17 protein-coding genes and 4 pseudogenes are annotated in these 16,302 nt (G+C 59.8%); 10 read left to right on the top strand and 11 right to left on the bottom strand.

Translation table 11 applies throughout. From position 1 onward, the window contains the following. Positions 1 to 417: 417 nt before the first annotated feature. Together AC2FL1_RS14935 and AC2FL1_RS14930 are read right to left on the bottom strand one after the other, a co-directional pair. The gene (locus tag AC2FL1_RS14935; RefSeq protein WP_496877464.1) at positions 418 to 930 is read right to left on the bottom strand and encodes an RES family NAD+ phosphorylase; all 513 of its coding nucleotides are present in this window, start codon (positions 928 to 930) and stop codon (positions 418 to 420) included. Beyond that, on the bottom strand, positions 930 to 1,280 hold the full coding sequence (locus AC2FL1_RS14930) for an MbcA/ParS/Xre antitoxin family protein (protein WP_005617048.1): 351 nt from the start codon (positions 1,278 to 1,280) through the stop codon (positions 930 to 932). The genes AC2FL1_RS14935 and AC2FL1_RS14930 overlap by 1 nt, the downstream gene beginning before the upstream one ends. A gap of 445 nt (positions 1,281 to 1,725) precedes the next feature. Between AC2FL1_RS14930 and AC2FL1_RS14925 the strand changes: the two genes are divergently transcribed. Further along, positions 1,726 to 2,211, top strand: a complete 486-nt coding sequence (locus AC2FL1_RS14925; RefSeq protein WP_496877463.1) for a hypothetical protein — start codon at positions 1,726 to 1,728, stop codon at positions 2,209 to 2,211. Between the two features lie 40 nt (positions 2,212 to 2,251). Beyond that, a pseudogene (locus AC2FL1_RS14920) lies at positions 2,252 to 2,893 on the top strand (ArdC family protein); the annotation flags it as partial. A gap of 82 nt (positions 2,894 to 2,975) precedes the next feature. Here the strand turns inward: AC2FL1_RS14920 and AC2FL1_RS14915 are convergent. The 4 genes from AC2FL1_RS14915 to AC2FL1_RS14900 are packed head-to-tail and all read right to left on the bottom strand — an operon-like array spanning position 2,976 to position 5,729. After that, complete coding sequence (locus tag AC2FL1_RS14915; protein ID WP_496877462.1) at positions 2,976 to 3,974, bottom strand: tyrosine-type recombinase/integrase; 999 nt, start codon at positions 3,972 to 3,974, stop codon at positions 2,976 to 2,978. Further along, positions 3,971 to 4,528: a tyrosine-type recombinase/integrase gene (locus AC2FL1_RS14910; RefSeq protein ID WP_496877461.1), complete on the bottom strand. Its 558-nt coding sequence runs from the start codon at positions 4,526 to 4,528 to the stop codon at positions 3,971 to 3,973. Before AC2FL1_RS14910 ends, AC2FL1_RS14915 begins: the two co-directional genes overlap by 4 nt. Further along, positions 4,504 to 4,914, bottom strand: a complete 411-nt coding sequence (locus AC2FL1_RS14905) for a hypothetical protein (protein WP_496877460.1) — start codon at positions 4,912 to 4,914, stop codon at positions 4,504 to 4,506. Before AC2FL1_RS14905 ends, AC2FL1_RS14910 begins: the two co-directional genes overlap by 25 nt. Beyond that, on the bottom strand, positions 4,911 to 5,729 hold the full coding sequence (locus AC2FL1_RS14900) for a tyrosine-type recombinase/integrase (RefSeq protein WP_496877459.1): 819 nt from the start codon (positions 5,727 to 5,729) through the stop codon (positions 4,911 to 4,913). The genes AC2FL1_RS14905 and AC2FL1_RS14900 overlap by 4 nt, the downstream gene beginning before the upstream one ends. On the opposite strand from AC2FL1_RS14900, the gene AC2FL1_RS14895 reads away from it, so the two are divergent. From AC2FL1_RS14895 to AC2FL1_RS14885, 3 genes and pseudogenes are all read left to right on the top strand, one after another. After that, positions 5,676 to 7,022, top strand: a complete 1,347-nt coding sequence (locus AC2FL1_RS14895; protein WP_496877458.1) for an HNH endonuclease — start codon at positions 5,676 to 5,678, stop codon at positions 7,020 to 7,022. The genes AC2FL1_RS14900 and AC2FL1_RS14895 overlap by 54 nt on opposite strands. Next, positions 7,019 to 7,513, top strand: a complete 495-nt coding sequence (locus tag AC2FL1_RS14890; RefSeq protein WP_496877457.1) for an SMI1/KNR4 family protein — start codon at positions 7,019 to 7,021, stop codon at positions 7,511 to 7,513. The genes AC2FL1_RS14895 and AC2FL1_RS14890 overlap by 4 nt, the downstream gene beginning before the upstream one ends. Before the next feature lie 134 nt (positions 7,514 to 7,647). Then, a pseudogene (locus AC2FL1_RS14885) lies at positions 7,648 to 7,950 on the top strand (zincin-like metallopeptidase domain-containing protein); the annotation flags it as partial. A gap of 139 nt (positions 7,951 to 8,089) precedes the next feature. On the opposite strand, the gene AC2FL1_RS14880 reads toward AC2FL1_RS14885, so the two are convergent. The 5 genes and pseudogenes from AC2FL1_RS14880 to AC2FL1_RS14860 all read right to left on the bottom strand — a co-directional run. Beyond that, positions 8,090 to 8,482 (bottom strand): GNAT family N-acetyltransferase, encoded by a 393-nt coding sequence (locus tag AC2FL1_RS14880; protein ID WP_496877467.1) that lies wholly within the window; start codon positions 8,480 to 8,482, stop codon positions 8,090 to 8,092. A gap of 37 nt (positions 8,483 to 8,519) precedes the next feature. Then, positions 8,520 to 9,215, bottom strand: a pseudogene (locus tag AC2FL1_RS14875) (transposase); the annotation flags it as partial. A gap of 348 nt (positions 9,216 to 9,563) precedes the next feature. After that, a complete protein-coding gene (locus AC2FL1_RS14870) occupies positions 9,564 to 10,148 on the bottom strand; it encodes a hypothetical protein (RefSeq protein WP_496877456.1) in 585 nt (194 codons plus the stop codon). A gap of 67 nt (positions 10,149 to 10,215) precedes the next feature. Continuing rightward, complete coding sequence (locus AC2FL1_RS14865; protein WP_496877468.1) at positions 10,216 to 10,458, bottom strand: hypothetical protein; 243 nt, start codon at positions 10,456 to 10,458, stop codon at positions 10,216 to 10,218. Positions 10,459 to 10,517: 59 nt separating this feature from the next. Continuing rightward, a pseudogene (locus AC2FL1_RS14860) lies at positions 10,518 to 10,716 on the bottom strand (IS5/IS1182 family transposase); the annotation flags it as partial. Between the two features lie 440 nt (positions 10,717 to 11,156). Between AC2FL1_RS14860 and AC2FL1_RS14855 the strand changes: the two are divergent. Genes AC2FL1_RS14855 through AC2FL1_RS14835 form a run of 5 tightly spaced genes read left to right on the top strand, consistent with a single transcriptional unit; the run spans position 11,157 to position 16,301 of the window. Then, complete coding sequence (locus AC2FL1_RS14855; RefSeq protein WP_496877455.1) at positions 11,157 to 12,389, top strand: ABC transporter substrate-binding protein; 1,233 nt, start codon at positions 11,157 to 11,159, stop codon at positions 12,387 to 12,389. 15 nt (positions 12,390 to 12,404) lie between these two features. Then, positions 12,405 to 13,142, top strand: a complete 738-nt coding sequence (locus AC2FL1_RS14850; RefSeq protein ID WP_496829988.1) for an ABC transporter ATP-binding protein — start codon at positions 12,405 to 12,407, stop codon at positions 13,140 to 13,142. Beyond that, positions 13,135 to 13,833, top strand: a complete 699-nt coding sequence (locus AC2FL1_RS14845) for an ABC transporter ATP-binding protein (protein ID WP_496877454.1) — start codon at positions 13,135 to 13,137, stop codon at positions 13,831 to 13,833. The genes AC2FL1_RS14850 and AC2FL1_RS14845 overlap by 8 nt, the downstream gene beginning before the upstream one ends. A 5-nt stretch (positions 13,834 to 13,838) precedes the next feature. Further along, positions 13,839 to 14,768: a branched-chain amino acid ABC transporter permease gene (locus AC2FL1_RS14840; protein ID WP_496829992.1), complete on the top strand. Its 930-nt coding sequence runs from the start codon at positions 13,839 to 13,841 to the stop codon at positions 14,766 to 14,768. A 3-nt stretch (positions 14,769 to 14,771) separates the two neighbouring features. Further along, positions 14,772 to 16,301 (top strand): branched-chain amino acid ABC transporter permease, encoded by a 1,530-nt coding sequence (locus tag AC2FL1_RS14835; RefSeq protein WP_234143750.1) that lies wholly within the window; start codon positions 14,772 to 14,774, stop codon positions 16,299 to 16,301. Position 16,302: the final 1 nt, after the last annotated feature.

The following is a 16,302-nucleotide window of genomic DNA, read 5'->3' as shown; positions in this document are numbered from 1 at the left end:
TTCCAGTTCGTCGTGCGGTAGCGGGCAGGTTCGGGCTTACTCATGCCCCGCGTCTTAACCTACCGGATTCATGCCGTGAATCCCCCTGCCAGCGAGTTCTGCAACAACGCCCTACAACTTGGAAAACACATCAGGGACTTTGGAGCGTATTTTCACAGTATTACCTTGGGCCAACGTCAAGACCAGTTTGATCCAGTGGCTTTGATCAAGCGTCTATCCAAAACTGCTATGCAAACCGCCTAGTGTCCACCGCGGTGGACGTCTGACTGGCAACTAGTCCAATGACGCGCGGTCTCTCCACATGCATAAAAGCCACCGAGCCAAATTCCAATAGGGCGATACTGCGCGGTCATTCCGTGTTCCTCCGACCGGCCGATGTCCGCCGCGGTGGACAGATCCGGCACCAAGTCTCACAACTCACATGCGTGACAACCGCTCTTCGTCATCCACCACTTCCAAAGAACCTTTATTGTCAGTCCAGGCCCACAGGACGATGTTGAAGTCCGATGACGACGCACCCTTCGCAAAACTCTGGATCAGAAGCCCTGCAAACCCATCCGCATTGAGGGCGCGTGCTAACTCCTGTGTCGGCACCAATTGGCCATCGAGCATCTTCATGCGCCATGCAGGGTCGGCAAGCATCGCCTCGGTCGCGCCATACAGATCAAGTCCGTCCTGATCGCGGGTATCGAAAATAGGCCCAAGGTCGGCCTTGTAGGACACCAGGATCGTGGGTTGCAGGCTGCCGACCTGGTTGGCTTCTCTAAGAGCCGTCGCGGGATCCAGCGAGGTGTAGAGGGTAGGGGTGCCCTTGGCGTTAAAGCGCCCTCCATAGAGTTCAGCGCCTCGTCCGGACAGAGGCTCTCGCGCATAGACCGGGTTCAGGGCGCGATAGAGTGGCCCTGTGTAGCGCCCATCTTTCAGCGGCATCAGGCAAAGACGCCCGCATCGACCGCATCGATGTATTCCAGAACTTGCTGAGCTTTGCCTTCCTGCACCAGCTGCATGGCTGTCCGGCCATCAAAGCCGGGCAGGGGCTCTGACCGGTACCATGCATAGGCCATCAGTTCCGAGCCGAAGCGGGGCTCGACTTTGTTCAGCACCTCGACCAGTTCGCGCAGGCGGCGCTGCGTCTTGTCCGAACCGATGCGGGTTCGCCTCTGCAACGCGTCTTTGCCCAAGCCGACGGTCAATGCGATCTCTTCTGCTGACGTGCGTAGTACCGCGGCGATCTTGCGCGGTTCGAATTGCCCAGCTTCAGCAAAGTTCGTGATGTGCATGATCTATGCCCCTACAGTGATACTGACGGTATATAGCGACAATATTGCTGAATTTCAAGCTGTCAGGAGGCGCTGTGCCTTCGTTTCCCATGCTAATCCGTAACGCTGCATTGCTCTGAACGCCGGAAATCCTGATTTTTGGGCCTGAAAAGTCGCAGTAGGTGCGTTTTTTGCCGATCGAGAACATCAGATAAGTTATTGATAATATGCCAAAGACTGCTGCGGTCGGGCTGGGGTTGCCGATATACCTTGCCGATCTTGGACCCCAACCGGCACTGACTGCATGAAGTCCTTGGGAACCGCGGTGGTGTCGGACCCTTGTCAGTTTCCGCGGTCCAGTTAGCGGTTGGAAAGTGAAAGTGTTCCTCGGGTTTTGTGACTGACGGATGAGGGCCTTTGGGATCCCTCGGATGGGTCCGGGCCGGGTTCCGGTCTGCTGTTCCGGATGAAGGGCATTCCCATGCAAACAGGTGTCTTGCGCGTGTTGCGCGCGACCGCTGCCTCATGGTGGCGACACAAGGAACTCCGCCGAACTGGCGAGACGGAGCTGACACGGCATCTCGAGCGGAAAACCGTTCTCCGCGATCTCGGCTATCTCAGGCAGGCGGCGTCATTGCCAAACGCGTATGTGATCTGCGGAGAGGGTGGGACGTTCCTCCATCTCGGCTGGGCCACCGTCTCGACCCTCGCGCCGATCGAGCGCTTTCCCTTGGCCGCTCTTGCGGTCGCACGAGGGGCCCCGTTCATCGATATCCGACCCGTCACCGATGTCATCGCCTTTGCGAACCTGCCGCGGGTGGCGCAGGACGGATCTGTCGACCCTGACCTTTCAGGTGACGGCAGGCCCGTCTCGCTGACCACCTACATCGACATGGTCGAGCGGCTCGGCGCGAGGATTGTCAACGATCCGCGGCCCCGTCAGTCAACCTGATCACCATTCCCTCTCACCAAAACTCGAAAGGAGGCCAGCCATGGCCCGATCCCGCACGCCCGAATTCGATGCCTCCGAGGTCATCACCAACGAAATCATCCGCATCATCGAGCGCGGTGTCCTGCCGTGGCGCAAGCCCTGGACCGCAGGTGGCAGCTCCCGCCCCCTTCGCGTGGGCGATGAGCCCTACCAGGGGGTGAACAACTTTCTGCTGACCATGCGGACGGTGATGGCGGGCCACAGCTCGCCCTTCTGGATGACGCTGCCTCAGGCCAATGCGTTGGACGCGAAGGTGCGCAAGGGTGAGAAGTCCTTTGTCGTCGTCTATTACGGCCAAAGCCGGAAAGACGCCGGCGGCGAGGATGACCACGGGGAGAGGGATGATCGCTCCGAGGAGGCCCGCGTGTTCCGCTTCCAGAAATCCTACCGCGTGTTCAATGCCTGCCAGATCGAGGGCTTGCCCGAGAGCTTCTTCCCCGACCCGGAGCCCGTGCCCGAGCATCCGCCGTCCGAGCCCATCCCGCACATGCAGGCGTTTTTCGACGCCATCGACATCACGACCGTCTTCACAGGAACGGAAGCGTACTACCTGCCGCCCGTGGACAAGGTCTACATGCCGTCCATCACGCGGTTCCAGGACTCGCGCAATTTCTACGGCGTCTGGGCGCATGAGCTGGCCCATAATGCCGATGTTCGAATTATGCCGCGCCGATCCTCATAACCTATTGTTCAGCGAGAAGAGCAGCGCGGCAAGTCGGCATAATTCAGAGCGCTCCGAGAAAGGCGAGCAGTTCATCTCCGGGTCGATAGCGTCCGCCTGTGCTGTCGACCGGCTTCGTCAGCGCCATCGCCTTTTCTTTCAGTTCGATATCGGCGTGGATGTAGACCTGTGTTGTCTCAATCGATTCATGGCCCAGCCAAAGGGCGATAATCGTTCGGTCCACACCGCGCTGCAGAAGTTGCATTGCGGCGGTATGGCGCAAAACGTGCGGCGTGACACGCTTCAACCTAAACGTCGAACTGGTTAGAGCGGCGGTGGCCGAGTGCTTCCGAACGATCCGTTCAACCGCGTCTCGGCTCAAACGCACGCCCCGGATCGTTGCAAACAAGGGGTCGCTGGGGTCGGTGTCGATTTGGGCAAGCCAGGCTTTCAACGCGTCCCGGCTATCCGCACGAAGCGGCGTTGCGCGTTCCTTTCGACCTTTACCCATGCATCTGAGGTGCGCTCCGGTGCCGAGCTCGACATCGCCAACGCGAAGTCCGATCAGTTCCGATACACGCAAGCCAGTTTGGAGCATTGTGAGGAGCAGGACCCAATCTCGCCGCCCAAACCAGGTCGATTGGTCGGGCGCCTTCAGCAGGGCCTCCATTTCGTCACGGGTCAAGAAGTCCACGACGCGTTTTTCATACCGTTTGGACGGCATGGCCAGCACCTTCTGGCAATGATGCAGCAACTGGGGCTCACAGCCCGCAACATACTTGAAGAACGAACGGATCGCTGCCAACCGCGTGTTCCGGCTTCGCGCGCTGTTGCCGCGTTCCTCCTCGCAGAAGGTCAGGAACTGCCCGATCATGTCGGCGCCTATGTGGGCGACGTGCAGTTCAGTCGGAGGCAGGTTGGTTTGCGCCTCCGCGTATTTCAGCAAGAGCCGGAAGGTGTCTCGATAGCTGGCAATCGTGTTTGGGCTTGCCCGCATCTGGGTCAACAGCCGCTCTGTGAAGAATCGCTGCACGTAGACGGGTAAGGGGTAGGTTGCGATCATGATGCGCCCTCCAAGACCCGTCGTTCTGCACGCTCCGCGGCCAACTGCATCAGCTCGGGCACCGCCTCGATGTACCAGAACGTGTGCTTTGGCTCGGTATGGCCTAGATACGTGCTGAGCTTGTACATTTCGGCCTCAATGTCCCGTCCATCCCGGAACCAGTCCAGGATGCTGTGAACAGCAAATGTGTGCCGCAAATCATGGATGAGTGGCCCATGTCCGTGGCGGTTGAAGGCTTGCTGTGACTGAAGACCGATGTTTCTGCTGACCTGCGCAAAGTTGTAGCGCGCCCCGCAATCCCCTGCCGGTTGACCGTCTTCTTTGATGAAGAACCGCGAGGCTTGCTGGGCAACCAACCGATTTCGCAATCCGGCATAGTGGGCAAGTTGGGCAACGGTGTCCTCGTTGATAGGGAGTTGTCGATCCTTGCCGTTTTTGGTGTTTCTGAGCGTGAGAACGGCGCGGTCAAGATCGACGTCATGCTGATTCAGTGACAACGCTTCGCTCACGCGCATGCCCGTCACAGCAATTAAGCCGAACAGGGTCTGCCACAATGCGGCCCGAAGGCCATATGGTGACGGCAGCCGACCGGCTTCACCGACAAGGGCTGCGATCTGACTGGCGCATAGATGTAGGGGACACGCCTTCGATAGCGCCCGATGGCAAGCTGGCTGGATGGAACCTCGGTTCGATCATCGTGCTCTGCAAGCCAGAAGGCGAATCTGCGAACCATTCCAAGACGTCGGGACCATGTGTTATCATCCGCATCGCCGTAGTTTGCCTTCCAATCAAGGAACAGGGGCGTCAATATCCGATCGAACCCATTCTCATCGCCAAAGTTGGCGAACTTGCGCAGAACCCGTTCGTCAAAGGAGAGATCAAACCCCATCGAGCGCCGCAGGGCCAGATATTCATCAAGTCTTTGGGAAAGCGTCTTCATTGGGCGTCTCCCGAAGTTGGCCAAGGCCGCGAGATCGAGCGCAAAGCATCAACATCATGCTGCGCATAAATTGTCGTGGTCATCGCGGAACGGTGACGCAGAACGTCGCCAATTTCGGCCAGCGATGCGCCTTTTCGTAGCATGTCGGTAGCCAAGCTGTGACGCAGAATGTGGGTGCCAATATAGGCTTGTGGCGGACTGATGCCGGTCGCGTCATAGGCATCCCGCAAAATCCAGCGAAGGATTTGAGCGTCCTTGAACCTCTTGAACGGCGGTTTCACCGACACAAACAGCGCGCGGTCCGGGCCCCGGCGCTCATTCTTGATGTAATCGACAATCGCCTCACCAACCTCCGCCGACATCGGCATCCGATCATGCAACTGCTTCTTGCCTCGGATCAGGATTTCACCGGCGCGCCAGTCGATATCGTCCAGCTCTATGGCCGTCACTTCCGGCGCACGAAGACCGAGCCGCGCAATCAGCATTAGCATCGCATAGTTGCGCCGACCGGTCTTCTTGTGACCGTGCACCACCTCAATGAGCCGGTTGACCTGTTCCGGCTCCAGATACCTCGGAATGCCGGTCGGTTTGGGCTGGCGCGCCTTTGGCACGGCAGCGCTCAAGTTGCGCTCGGTTTTTCCGCTCCAGAACAGGAACTGGAACAGGTTGCGAAGATGAGAAGGGCCTGGGATCAAAGACTGGCGGCAATCTGGGCCGAATGGCACACGCACCCTCAAAGGCTCCGACCTGTTCGGCAAGCCATGGAAGAACGGCTGCTGCGGAGCTTCGCTGGTCTGATCAATGAGATCAGGCAACGTGACCTCGGCATTGAGCAGTATGTTTGGCAAACCGTTGGCGATGAGAAGGTCCGGGCCTCGCATTCTGCTCGTGCCGGTGGCGTGTATCGATGGGACACGAACGACGAGAAGCCCGGCGAAGCGTCAAACTGTCGTTGTTCCGCCCTCCCGGTGCCGCCCGGCGCTGACATTGGCCTTCTTGGGCCTGTTGGTTTGCTTGACAGGTTCCTGAGCGATCTCGGTGGCGACTTTTCTGCAGGCATCGGCGTTCGGCCTCAGACATTCGGTGAACGCGTACGCGACCTTTTCCAACCAGAACCCGGCATCACGATTGATGGTGAGATGCTCGACATCCAGACGCAAGGCGATTTGGCATCAGCTTTCCAGCAGTTGGGAGACGCCATCAAAGATAACCCGGACGCTTTCCTTAATCTTCTAGGGCGCCACGGGGACGGACTGGGACGCCTGGCATCGGTCTTTGGGATATCAAACCCCGACGCCCTGGCGGCGGCAGCCACTCTGGCAGCTGCCGGAGCGTCTAATGAGCTTGTCGATCGGGCACTCACACAAGCCCGCAGCCCAATAGACCGGTTCGTCGGGGGCACCGCTACTTCGCTGGTGGATGTCGCTGAGGCGATACGAGGTATTCCCAACATACGTCTGGATGACCTGCGCCGTGTGGCCGAGGCCATCTATGCCGATCCATCATCTTTGCCCGAAGCGATGGTGGAGCCGTTCCGCGAAAGGATCGCAGTAGGCGATTATGCTGGAGCATTGGGCTATGGGCTGCCAGAAGTACTTGCTGGAGTTGCCGCCCTTGGCAGAGTGCGGCGTCGTGCCGAGGGACTAACCGCCCCTGAGGAACTCACGCTCGACCGCCTCAGAAACGATCCGGACTTCGAAGGCGTCACCAATGCCGGTCCCTACTCTCCAAAATTCGAGAAGTGGATCAACCGTGGCGGCACAGTTGAACTGATGCCAGAGGGCCATTTCCGCTACTCTGCGGACATCGACCTTCTGGGACAGCCTCAACGTGTTTCCGTCGAATACCCGGACGGATACCCCGATTTCCGCCCATTCATGACCCATCCAAGTGGTGTGCGGTCCGTTGAGATTGATGTTTCTGGGAATGGAAGGACCGACAACCGCCGGGCAAATATCGCCGCCGGAAAGCCGGAATGGGGACGCGAGGCACCTGAAGACTGGGTTTGGCACCATGTTGAAGATGCACGTACGATGCAGCTGATCCCCCGAGTTATAAACCGAGACTTCTTCCACCAAGGCGGCGCATCCAGAGCGAGAAATCAATGAACTTCGAGAGGCAGAATGAACCAATCGATGATGCAAGAATCAACGGATTTGAGGTAACCAGAGCCCTCAGGTTGCCTGCGGACTACAGAGCGTTCCTCCTAAGATGCAATGGTGGCCGCCCCGACGATTCCAATGCTTTTTTTCAGGTGCAAGGTCTCAACTTGCTGAGCATTGAGGAACTTTATGGTATTACCAGAAATCCCTTAAACTCCATCGAAGACGACCCTTACAACAATTTTTCGGCCTACATCCATTCGCACCTGCTTCAGATCGCCTACACTGGCTCGCAAGGCATCTACATGGATCTTCGAGAAGGCCCGATGCACGGCAAGATTTACATTTTGGCACGCCCCGCAAACAAGGCGCTAAAGGTAGACGACGCAGGCTTTCAAGACGAAGACGACTACGAAGAGGCTCTATTTCTCCATCCAGTCGCAAACACGTTCTCGGAGTTCATAGCGCTTCTTGGGCCCGACCCGAACGAAGCCTGATCCTTCGCCCCAGGCGCATCCCCAATTATGCCGCGTAAAAGCGGTGCGCATGCCAAATTCCGTTGGGCTTTACTTGGCAAGGCGGCATAATCCGAACATCGGCATTATGGGCCTTATGCCGACATCGGCATAAGGCCCATGCCACAAAAGCCCCGCATCGGCTGAACCGCGATTTCGGGTTCTCGAAGTTCGGCAACACCTCTTACGCGCGCGAGGAGATCGTCGCGGAATTGACCTCGGTGTTCCCGGGTCAGACGCTCGGCTTCACGGCGCATACGCTCGAGATGAATGCCGCCTACCTCCACAACTGGTTGCGCGTTCTTCGGTCGGACAAGGGCGCGACCTTCAAGCACGCCGCGGATGCGCAGCGCGCCTGTGACTATCTGATCGCACAATCTGAGGCGGGTAGGGCAGGGCGCAGTGCGGAGGCTGCTTGATTGCATTGCTGCTGCGGACATGGAGATTCGCAGCTGCTATCGGAAGCGGGGGGCAAGAGTAGGCTCTTTCTGTTCCGCACGCGGCTCGACCGAGCGCGCGAAGTCCGGCATATCAGCAGGGTAATCGCGCCCCGTGGGCTTACCAAAGCGCCGGATCGTCGAAGGCGGCAACGCTGCGGACTGGCCCGCTGAAGGGTGTCAGTGGCACTTTGGTCAGGGACTGGGCGATCCAGCCCTGCGGCTGGTTGAGCGGTTGCGGCGCGGGAAGGTCAGCCTCTGAGACGGGCTCGAACCCAACGCGGCCATAGAAGGCCGGATCGCCATAGGTGAACGCGATGTCCACGCCCTCCTGCCGGAGCGCATCGAGGCCGTGCGCGATCAGCCGCTGCCCGATCCTCTTGCCCTGATGTGCCGTTGCCACGGCCACGGGGGCCATCATGAAGACCGTGCGCGGATCGTTCTCGTAGGTGAGGCGCGTGAAGAAGATGCCGCCAAGGAGCGCACTATCCTCCCACGCGGTGAACACGCGCAGATCCTCGGCCAGCGTCTGGACGATCAGCCGGCGTACGAGGGCGCCGATCAGCGCGCCTCAGCCGGCGCGCGATCTTGTCCTTGAGCACCGCGTTTGCAGGCAAACGGATGGCGTAGAATCAGCCCGCCTCTTCCAGCCGCTCATTGATCGCGTGGATCGCTTAGGCGGCATCGGCTCGGAAGAACCGACCCCCAAGGTCGCGGCCGGCGTACCGGGGGATGACCGGGTCGAGGACGTCCCGCCAACCGTCTGCACTGTGCACGTTGCCATGGCGCAGGGCACAGCGTTCCAGCATGCCAAACTGGTTGAACAATAAATTCGGGTGATAGCAGGGGCAATCGAAGTGTCCGTTCCAGATCGCGCCCTCCTGGTCACCATGGGTCGGGCTGACCGAGCTGTCCATGTCCAGCACTGCATACTTCAGCCCGTTGCGGTCATGAAACCGGTCGATCCATTGGCCGTTCAAGTCGGCCAGCGCCGTCCGGTTCTCGGCCATAGCCAGTGTATCGGTCTCGAACCGACCCATCTGCGAGGCCGATGCCGCCTGCGCATCGACAGCCCTGCCACCCACGATATGACGCATCACGGGATCGATGACCAGCCGGTCGGCGTCGTTGACATCCTCGTATCCGTCCAGCCGCCTGAACACAGATTGTCGGAACAACCCGTCAAGCCGATGTAGCGTGTTCTTCCCAGTGCGGGTCTCGCGCAGGGCTGCTGACGCAAGATCGTTTTTTCGCGCCGCAGGATGGACGCCCGTTCTTGGGTAGGGGCTCCGTCATCATCGAGACCCAATCCAGCCATCCGCTTGCAGATTGCTCCGAGGCATTGTGAGCAGGATTTCCGATAGTTCGGGTGCTTGTGTTCTTCCGCAGGGCATGGGCGCCAACGCGATCGGAGTGACTCCCAATTGATCGGTTCCGACTTGAAGCACTCGCGCATCATTGTTTCGAATCTGGTCGGTCGCCCCATCGGAAACATCAACAATTCTCAACATAATCAGGGAACCCCATAACGCGCGATGAAAAGAGGTTCTTGGCTGCTGCCTTGCTTTCTAAAGCGGCGAGTTTTGCCGTTGCGTTCATGCTGCGCCGTCCCATTCGTGTCTGGTCATCATGTTGAGTTGCGGCTTGGGCAAGACGCGCGGCTCGATTGGATCACGCGTAGCGGCTTCCGCAGCGGCGTGGCGAGCCTGCAACTCGGCCACTTTCGCAAGCACAATGGGTTCGTCGTAGGTCTTCTTGAGCTGAAAGATAAATACCGAACGATAGCGACGCATTTGGCCTTCGCTGACCTTCCCACTTGCCAACAATTCGACAGCTAGACGCCCAAATAGATTGCCATCGGAAACCGCCTCACCAGAATTCAGACGCCGTGCATTCACATCCAACTGGTCAGTATCGTCTCCCTCGGCTATGCGCCGGGACTGTGGACGAGTGAATGATAGCGCCGCCGCCTTGATTTCCCCGGCGGTGGGCCATGCGCGGGTCTTGGCATCTTCGTCAAGCCGATTTTCGAATTTCGACCACCAATCGTCGTAACCGTCTTTCGGAGCAAACCGCATCAGGCAACTAACCAGTGAGGCCATCTCGTCAGCTTGAGCCTGAGCACCGAGGCTGCGAGGCGGGGCCTTGCGGTCGAGGTAGCCAGTGATCTTGTCGGTCAAGAAGTTTTCCCGCCGCTTGTGTTCGAACATAGTCATCGTCTTGCATTTACTTCCCTCGCCATCGCCATCATTTCAGCCGTGGTCGGCTGTACAGGCTTGCTAAGTATCGCGGTGATGTAGAGGGGATCGGATCGCAGGTTTTGGCGTGCTGGGCTTCAATGAAGGCCGCCCGAACTTCGCTGGCCAAACTCCCCTTGAGCCATTTGCCAATGACGCTGCGGGCCTGCCGAACATGGACACCTTGCGAGACCAGCCAATCCTTGCACTTCGACCAAACGACCACGGTCGCATCGACGGCGTTGCCGTCCATTCCGCCAGGAATGGTAATAGTTGGGTTTTCGGGTAGTTGGGTAGGTTGGTCCGTGGACATATGCCGAGGGCGTCGTAGTCGTTTAGAATGGCGCCGCGGATTTTGGGGTTAGGCGATCTGGCAATCGAAATCTCGCGCTGTCAACCGCTGGCCCAGACGCTTCACACAATGCTACTTTCTTTCGACGCGGCTTCGGCGGTGGCATCCGCTCCTTCGTCGCAGCATAGCGCGGCCCAGATACCTCAAAGCCCGCAGCGCCATGCTGAAACCTTCATCGACCTGCTGGTTTGAGTGGCGGCGTTGTGGTGGCTCCGCCGTCAGTCGCGCCTGCCCGTCAGAGCGGTAACCCAGCGCATCTTGGGATCGAGCCAGATCGTCAGCAAGCTCTGGCGTTTGCGCGCTTCGTTATAGGTTGGCCAGTTTCTGGTCTTGAAAGCCTGGGGTGTCCAACTGTTCGTGCCGAACGGCTACCATATTGAACTCACAAGATTAATCCCTCACAGAATTTGTGCAAAAAAGCCTGATACGGCCTGAAGATATGTAAATCTTTGGAAACTACAGACCGCGATTGCGCGTTCCGGGAGGGCCGATTTCATAGTGCATTTGCACCATAGACCGAACGCGGTCGGGTGATGTTTCCTTCACGGTCAGTGAACAGTGAGGAAACGGAAATGCCATTTATCAGCAGAAGACTTTTCTTGAAATCGACAGCGATGGCGGTCACGGCAGCAACCATTGCCGCACCTGTGCTCGCGGCAGACCCGATCATTCTAGGCGTGCCAACGGCGCAGTCCGGACCGGTTGGTGTTGCCGATCAGAAGGACTGGATGAACGGCGTCACCATGGCGGTGGAAGAGATCAATGCCGCTGGCGGCGTTGGGGGCCGCATGCTCGAGATCAACAATGTCGATATCGACATCCTGACACCCGAGGGCACGCTGGCTGCATTTCAGAACCTCAACGAGGCTGGCGCGCACGCGATCCTGTCGCCCTTCGTACTGATCCCGCAGCCGGCGATGGAGGCCGCAGCGGCGACCGGCATTCCCTATCTTCACGGCAACACCCAACAGGCCTCGCTGGACCTGTTCAAGTCCGACCCGCAGAAATACCGCAACATTTTCCAGATCGATGTGGCCGAAACCTATTATGGTTCGGGTTTTGTCAAGTTCCTTTCGGATCTGAAATCCAGCGGCGCATGGACGCCGAAGAACAACAAGATCCACATCGTGCAGGAGCAGATCGGCTATACCCAGGCGATCTCGAAGGCGACGCAAGATGCGATTGCGGCCTCGGGCGGCGAATGGGAGCTAGGCGCAGTCACCGACATCCAGTTCCCGGTGCAGGACTGGGCTCCGGTCATGCGGGCGCTAAAGGAAACAGATGCGGGCGCGATCATGATCGACCACTGGGTCGCAGCGGAACTGGCCTCTTTCGCGCAGACCTTTGCGGTGGACCCGGTCGAAGGCTCGCTGGTCTACCTGCAATACGGACCGTCACAGCCGGAATTCCTTGACCTCGCGGGCGAGGCGGCGAACGGTTTTGTCTGGGGGTCGGTCATCGGCGCCTATAACGACGAGATGGGCGCGGCGTTCCGCGCGGCCTATCAGGCGAAGTTCCCCGGTACGATGGGGCTGGTCTATAGCGGTGCCGGTTACGACACGGTGCACCTGATGGCCAAGGTCTGGGCCGAGACTGATCCGGGCAATTACGACGCGGTGGGCAACGCCATCCGGTCGATCCAGCATCGCGGGGTGAGCGGGCTGTACCGGTTCGATAACGATACCCAGTCGGGTACCAGCTATCCCAACCAGACCGACGATCCCGAAGGCGGACAGGCGCATCTCTTCTTCCAGGTGCAGGACGGTGAGCACAAGATCATCGCTCCGTCGCCTTTCGAAGAGTCCGGGTTCCAGCCCGCCTGGTGGATGTAAGCAAAGGCATTTGCAGTGACCATCGCGGACACCAAAGGCATCTTCGGCTGCCGGGGGATAGGAATATCCTTTGGCGGCCGTCCGATCCTGAACGACGTCGCTCTGCATGTCGAAAACCACGAGGTGATGGGACTTGTAGGGCCGAACGGCGCTGGCAAGACCTCGCTGTTCGAGGTTCTGTGCGGACGGTACACACCCACTGCGGGGCAGATCTGGCTGGACGGGACCGATATTTCCGACCACGCGGTGCACGACCGGGCTCGGCTGGGCCTGGCGCGCACGTACCAGAGCCCGGTGGTGCCTTCGGCCATGACCGCGAGCGAGGTGTTCCGCGCGGCGCGTTTTTCGCATAAACCCTATCTGACGAGGTTCGATGCGGAATGGGGCTGCCACCTGGCGCATTTCCACCGCAGCTGGGACACGCCCTGTGGTGCGCTCGATACCTTCGACCGGCGCAAGCTTCTCCTGGCCTGCCTCCTGATGCGCAAGCCCAAGGTGCTGCTCTTGGATGAACCGGCCTCAGGCCTGATCAATTCCGAGATCGACGAACTTGACCTGATCATCCGCCGCCTGGTCGACGAATACGCCCTGGGTGCTGTCCTGATCGAACACCGGTTGGAACTGTTGTCGGCAATTGCCGACCGGGCCGTCGTGCTGGACCTGGGCGAGGTGATCGCCACCGGCACCCCGCGCGAGGTGTTCGACGATCCGCGCGTGCATGCCGCCTATTTCGAGGAGCCGGAACATGCCTGATGTGCTCACGATTTCCGGGTTGACGGCGGGTTATGGTCCGCTTCGGGTTTTGCACGAGATCGATTTTCGCGTCGGCGAAGGCGAACGGGTCGGGCTGGTCGGTCTGAACGGTCACGGCAAGACCACGCTTTTTCGCGCCGTGTCGCATCTCGTCGGGTGGCAGAGCGGTTCGATCAAGCTGAACGGGGTCGAGATCGGCGGCACCCGGTCCACCGGACCGGGGCGCAAGACGCCCGCAATCGTGCGCCTCGGCTTGGCCATGACCCCGCAGGGCGATGCCATCTTTCCCGGCCTCACGGTGCGCCAGCACCTCGATTGCGGTGCCTATACGCGGCTTGCCTGGCGCGAGCGTCGTCAGCGCCGCGAGATGGTCATGGACATCTTTCCACCGCTCAGACGGCTGGAAGATGCGCTGGTCGGAAAACTGTCGGGTGGCGAGCGGCGCATGGTCTCGGTCGGCCGGGCGCTGATGGTCGAGGCGTCTCTCTACCTGATCGACGAACCATCGCTGGGCCTAGCGCCCAAGATATCGGCCAGCGTGGTCGAGGCGTTGTTCTCCCTTCCGACCGAAGGGCGCGCGATGGTGATCGCCGAGCAAAACGTGGCGCTGCTGTCGGGCCGGGTCGACCGGATGATCGGCATGCATGCGGGGCGCATGCGCGGCGATGTCGGCCACGTGGGATTGGAGTAGGGACGATGGACATTTTCGGAACGATCATTCACGGCCTGAACCTGGCGGCCATCTACGGGCTGATGGCGATTGGCATCTCGATCCTGTGGTCATCCGTGGGCATGATCAACATGGCCCATGGAGCCACCTTTGCTGTATCGGGCTATGTCGCCTGGCTGGCTTCAGCCGCCGCCAAGCCGGTCATCGCCGCCGCTTTTGGCAAGACGCTGGCGGCCACGCTGGCAACGGCGGGCGTGACGGTTGGGGCAGGGATATTGGCTGGCGCGGTTTTCGGTGCGCTCATCTACCTGCTGGCTTTCCTGCCGATCCATGACAAGCCGAATTTCGCAGTGCGGTCGCTGATCATGACCTTGGCGATCAACCTGGCGACGGTGCAGTTGCTGTTGTGGTATTTCGGTCCGCGTCAGCGCGGCCTGCCCAAGCTCTTTGGCTTCGGCAAGTTCGAGGTTCTGGGCATTCCGGTGCGCTACGACCAGGCCGGCGCGATCCTGTCGACCGCAGTGATCCTGACCTTGGTGTTGCTGTGGTTGAGGATGTCGCGCAAGGGGCTGGAAATCCGGGCGATGATGCAGAATCCCGAAGGCGCGGTGCTGTCGGGGATCTCGGTGCGATGGACGGCGCTTCCGGTCACGATGCTGACCGGGGCCCTGGCGGGGCTGGCGGCGATTCTTCTCTCCCAGACGATATTCGTCAGCCCCACCTCTGGCGCCTTGCCGCTGATCAAAGGATTGACCATCGCTTTGCTGGGCGGCCTGGGTTCGGTTCCCGGTGCGGTGGCCGGGGCCGTCATTATCGGGTTCCTCGAGGCCACGGTCGGGGCCATCCCCTTCCTGGGCCAGAGATACGTGCTGTTTGCCAGCTTCATTTTCATCATCACGGTCCTGATCATCCGCCCTCGCGGTTTGGGTGGGCTGTTGGACGAGACGCGGGAATAGCACATGTCCGAGACCAAGACCTTTTATCAGATCGGAACGCGCCCGCAGGAGTTGCTGTTCTATCCGGCGAGTGATGCGCCGATGCGCCGCTATCGGTTGCCCTTCACCCGCCGGCACCTGCTGAAATGGCGCAGCCGCGCCAATCCCAAGTCCTTGCGGCAAGAGCGTCGGCTGGCCGACAAACGGCCATTGTGGTGGACGCTGGGCCTGGGTGGCCTTCTGGTGGCTGCGCCCTTTCTGTCGAATTCGATGCTGACCATCGCGGCGATCTTCTGCATGTTTGCGGCCATCAACGTTTTGTGGACGCTGGTGATCGGGACTGCGGGCATCTTTTCGTTGGCCACGCTTGCGATCGTCGGCATCGGTGGCTATGCGGCCGCCGCTTTGAACGTCTGGCTTGGCTTGCCATGGCCGCTGATGTTCGTGGCTGGCGGGATGGCCGGGCTGATGATCGGGGGGGTGCTCGCCCTGCCGTCGACCCGGCTGGACGGGCTCTACTATGCCCTGCTGACCATGGGATTTGCCGAGATCTGCCGCCTGTTCGTGGTTCAGTTGAAGGTGCTGGGTCCGACCAACGGTTCGATCAATAACGTAGGCAGTTTCATCCCCGAAGCGTGGTTCCTGCAACGGCCCGGTTTGCTGATGGGGTTTGCCGGGGCGTTCGTCCTGCTGCTGCTGGCGCTGCTTACGTTCCGGATCGTCAATTCCGAACGTCTTGGCATGCTGCTGCAAACCTCACGCGAAGAGGTGGGCGGCGAGGCCTTTGCCGAGGCGATCGGCATCGACTACCGCCGGGCACGAATGCACGTGTTCCTGATCTCCTCGACCGGGCTTGGGGTGATCGGGGCGTTCTATGCCATGTTCTACCAGTCGATTTCGCCTTCGATCTTTTCGCTGGACCAGTTGCTTCTCCTGTTCGCGATGATCGTGATCGGTGGATTGGGCCGGTCCGAGGGCGCGGTGATCGGCACCGCCATCGTGGTGCTGATCGACAAGGGCATGCTGGATCTGGGCCCGCTCCGCGTGTTGCTGATCGCGACCATCATGCTGGGGGTCACTTTGTGGACCCATAACGGCATCGTCGGCATCCGCGACCAGTTCCGGGGCTATCGCAATCGCAAGAAATCAGAGGCGCGCGCGCGCCGCACGGAAAAGGGAGGTGAGGTCATGCCGGAAGAGGCGATTGAGTTTACTGACAAGCAGGAGATCTACTATCGCCGCTTTCACAAGCGTCTTCGCGATCACCTGAAATCATTGATCACCGAGGATCTGATCGAGGAGCACCGGCGCGATCCGCTGGGCAAGCATTCCGACAACCTGAACCGGGTGCTGAACTATTTCCGGCGCGGCGAGATGGCGGACAAATATGCCATCATGCGCCTGCCCGAGGGGTTCCACAAATACAAGATCGTCGCCTTTTCGGGCGTACGAGGGGCACCGCCGCGGCTGGTGGACGACAAGCTCTACGAAAACCTCAACGATGCCTATCACGCGGTGTTCCTGCTGCGCGTGAACGACCTGTTGGAAAGCTGAC

It is taken from the genome of Ruegeria sp. YKSF070 (assembly GCF_059612725.1).
This window is presented reverse-complemented; position numbering and strand designations above follow the sequence as displayed.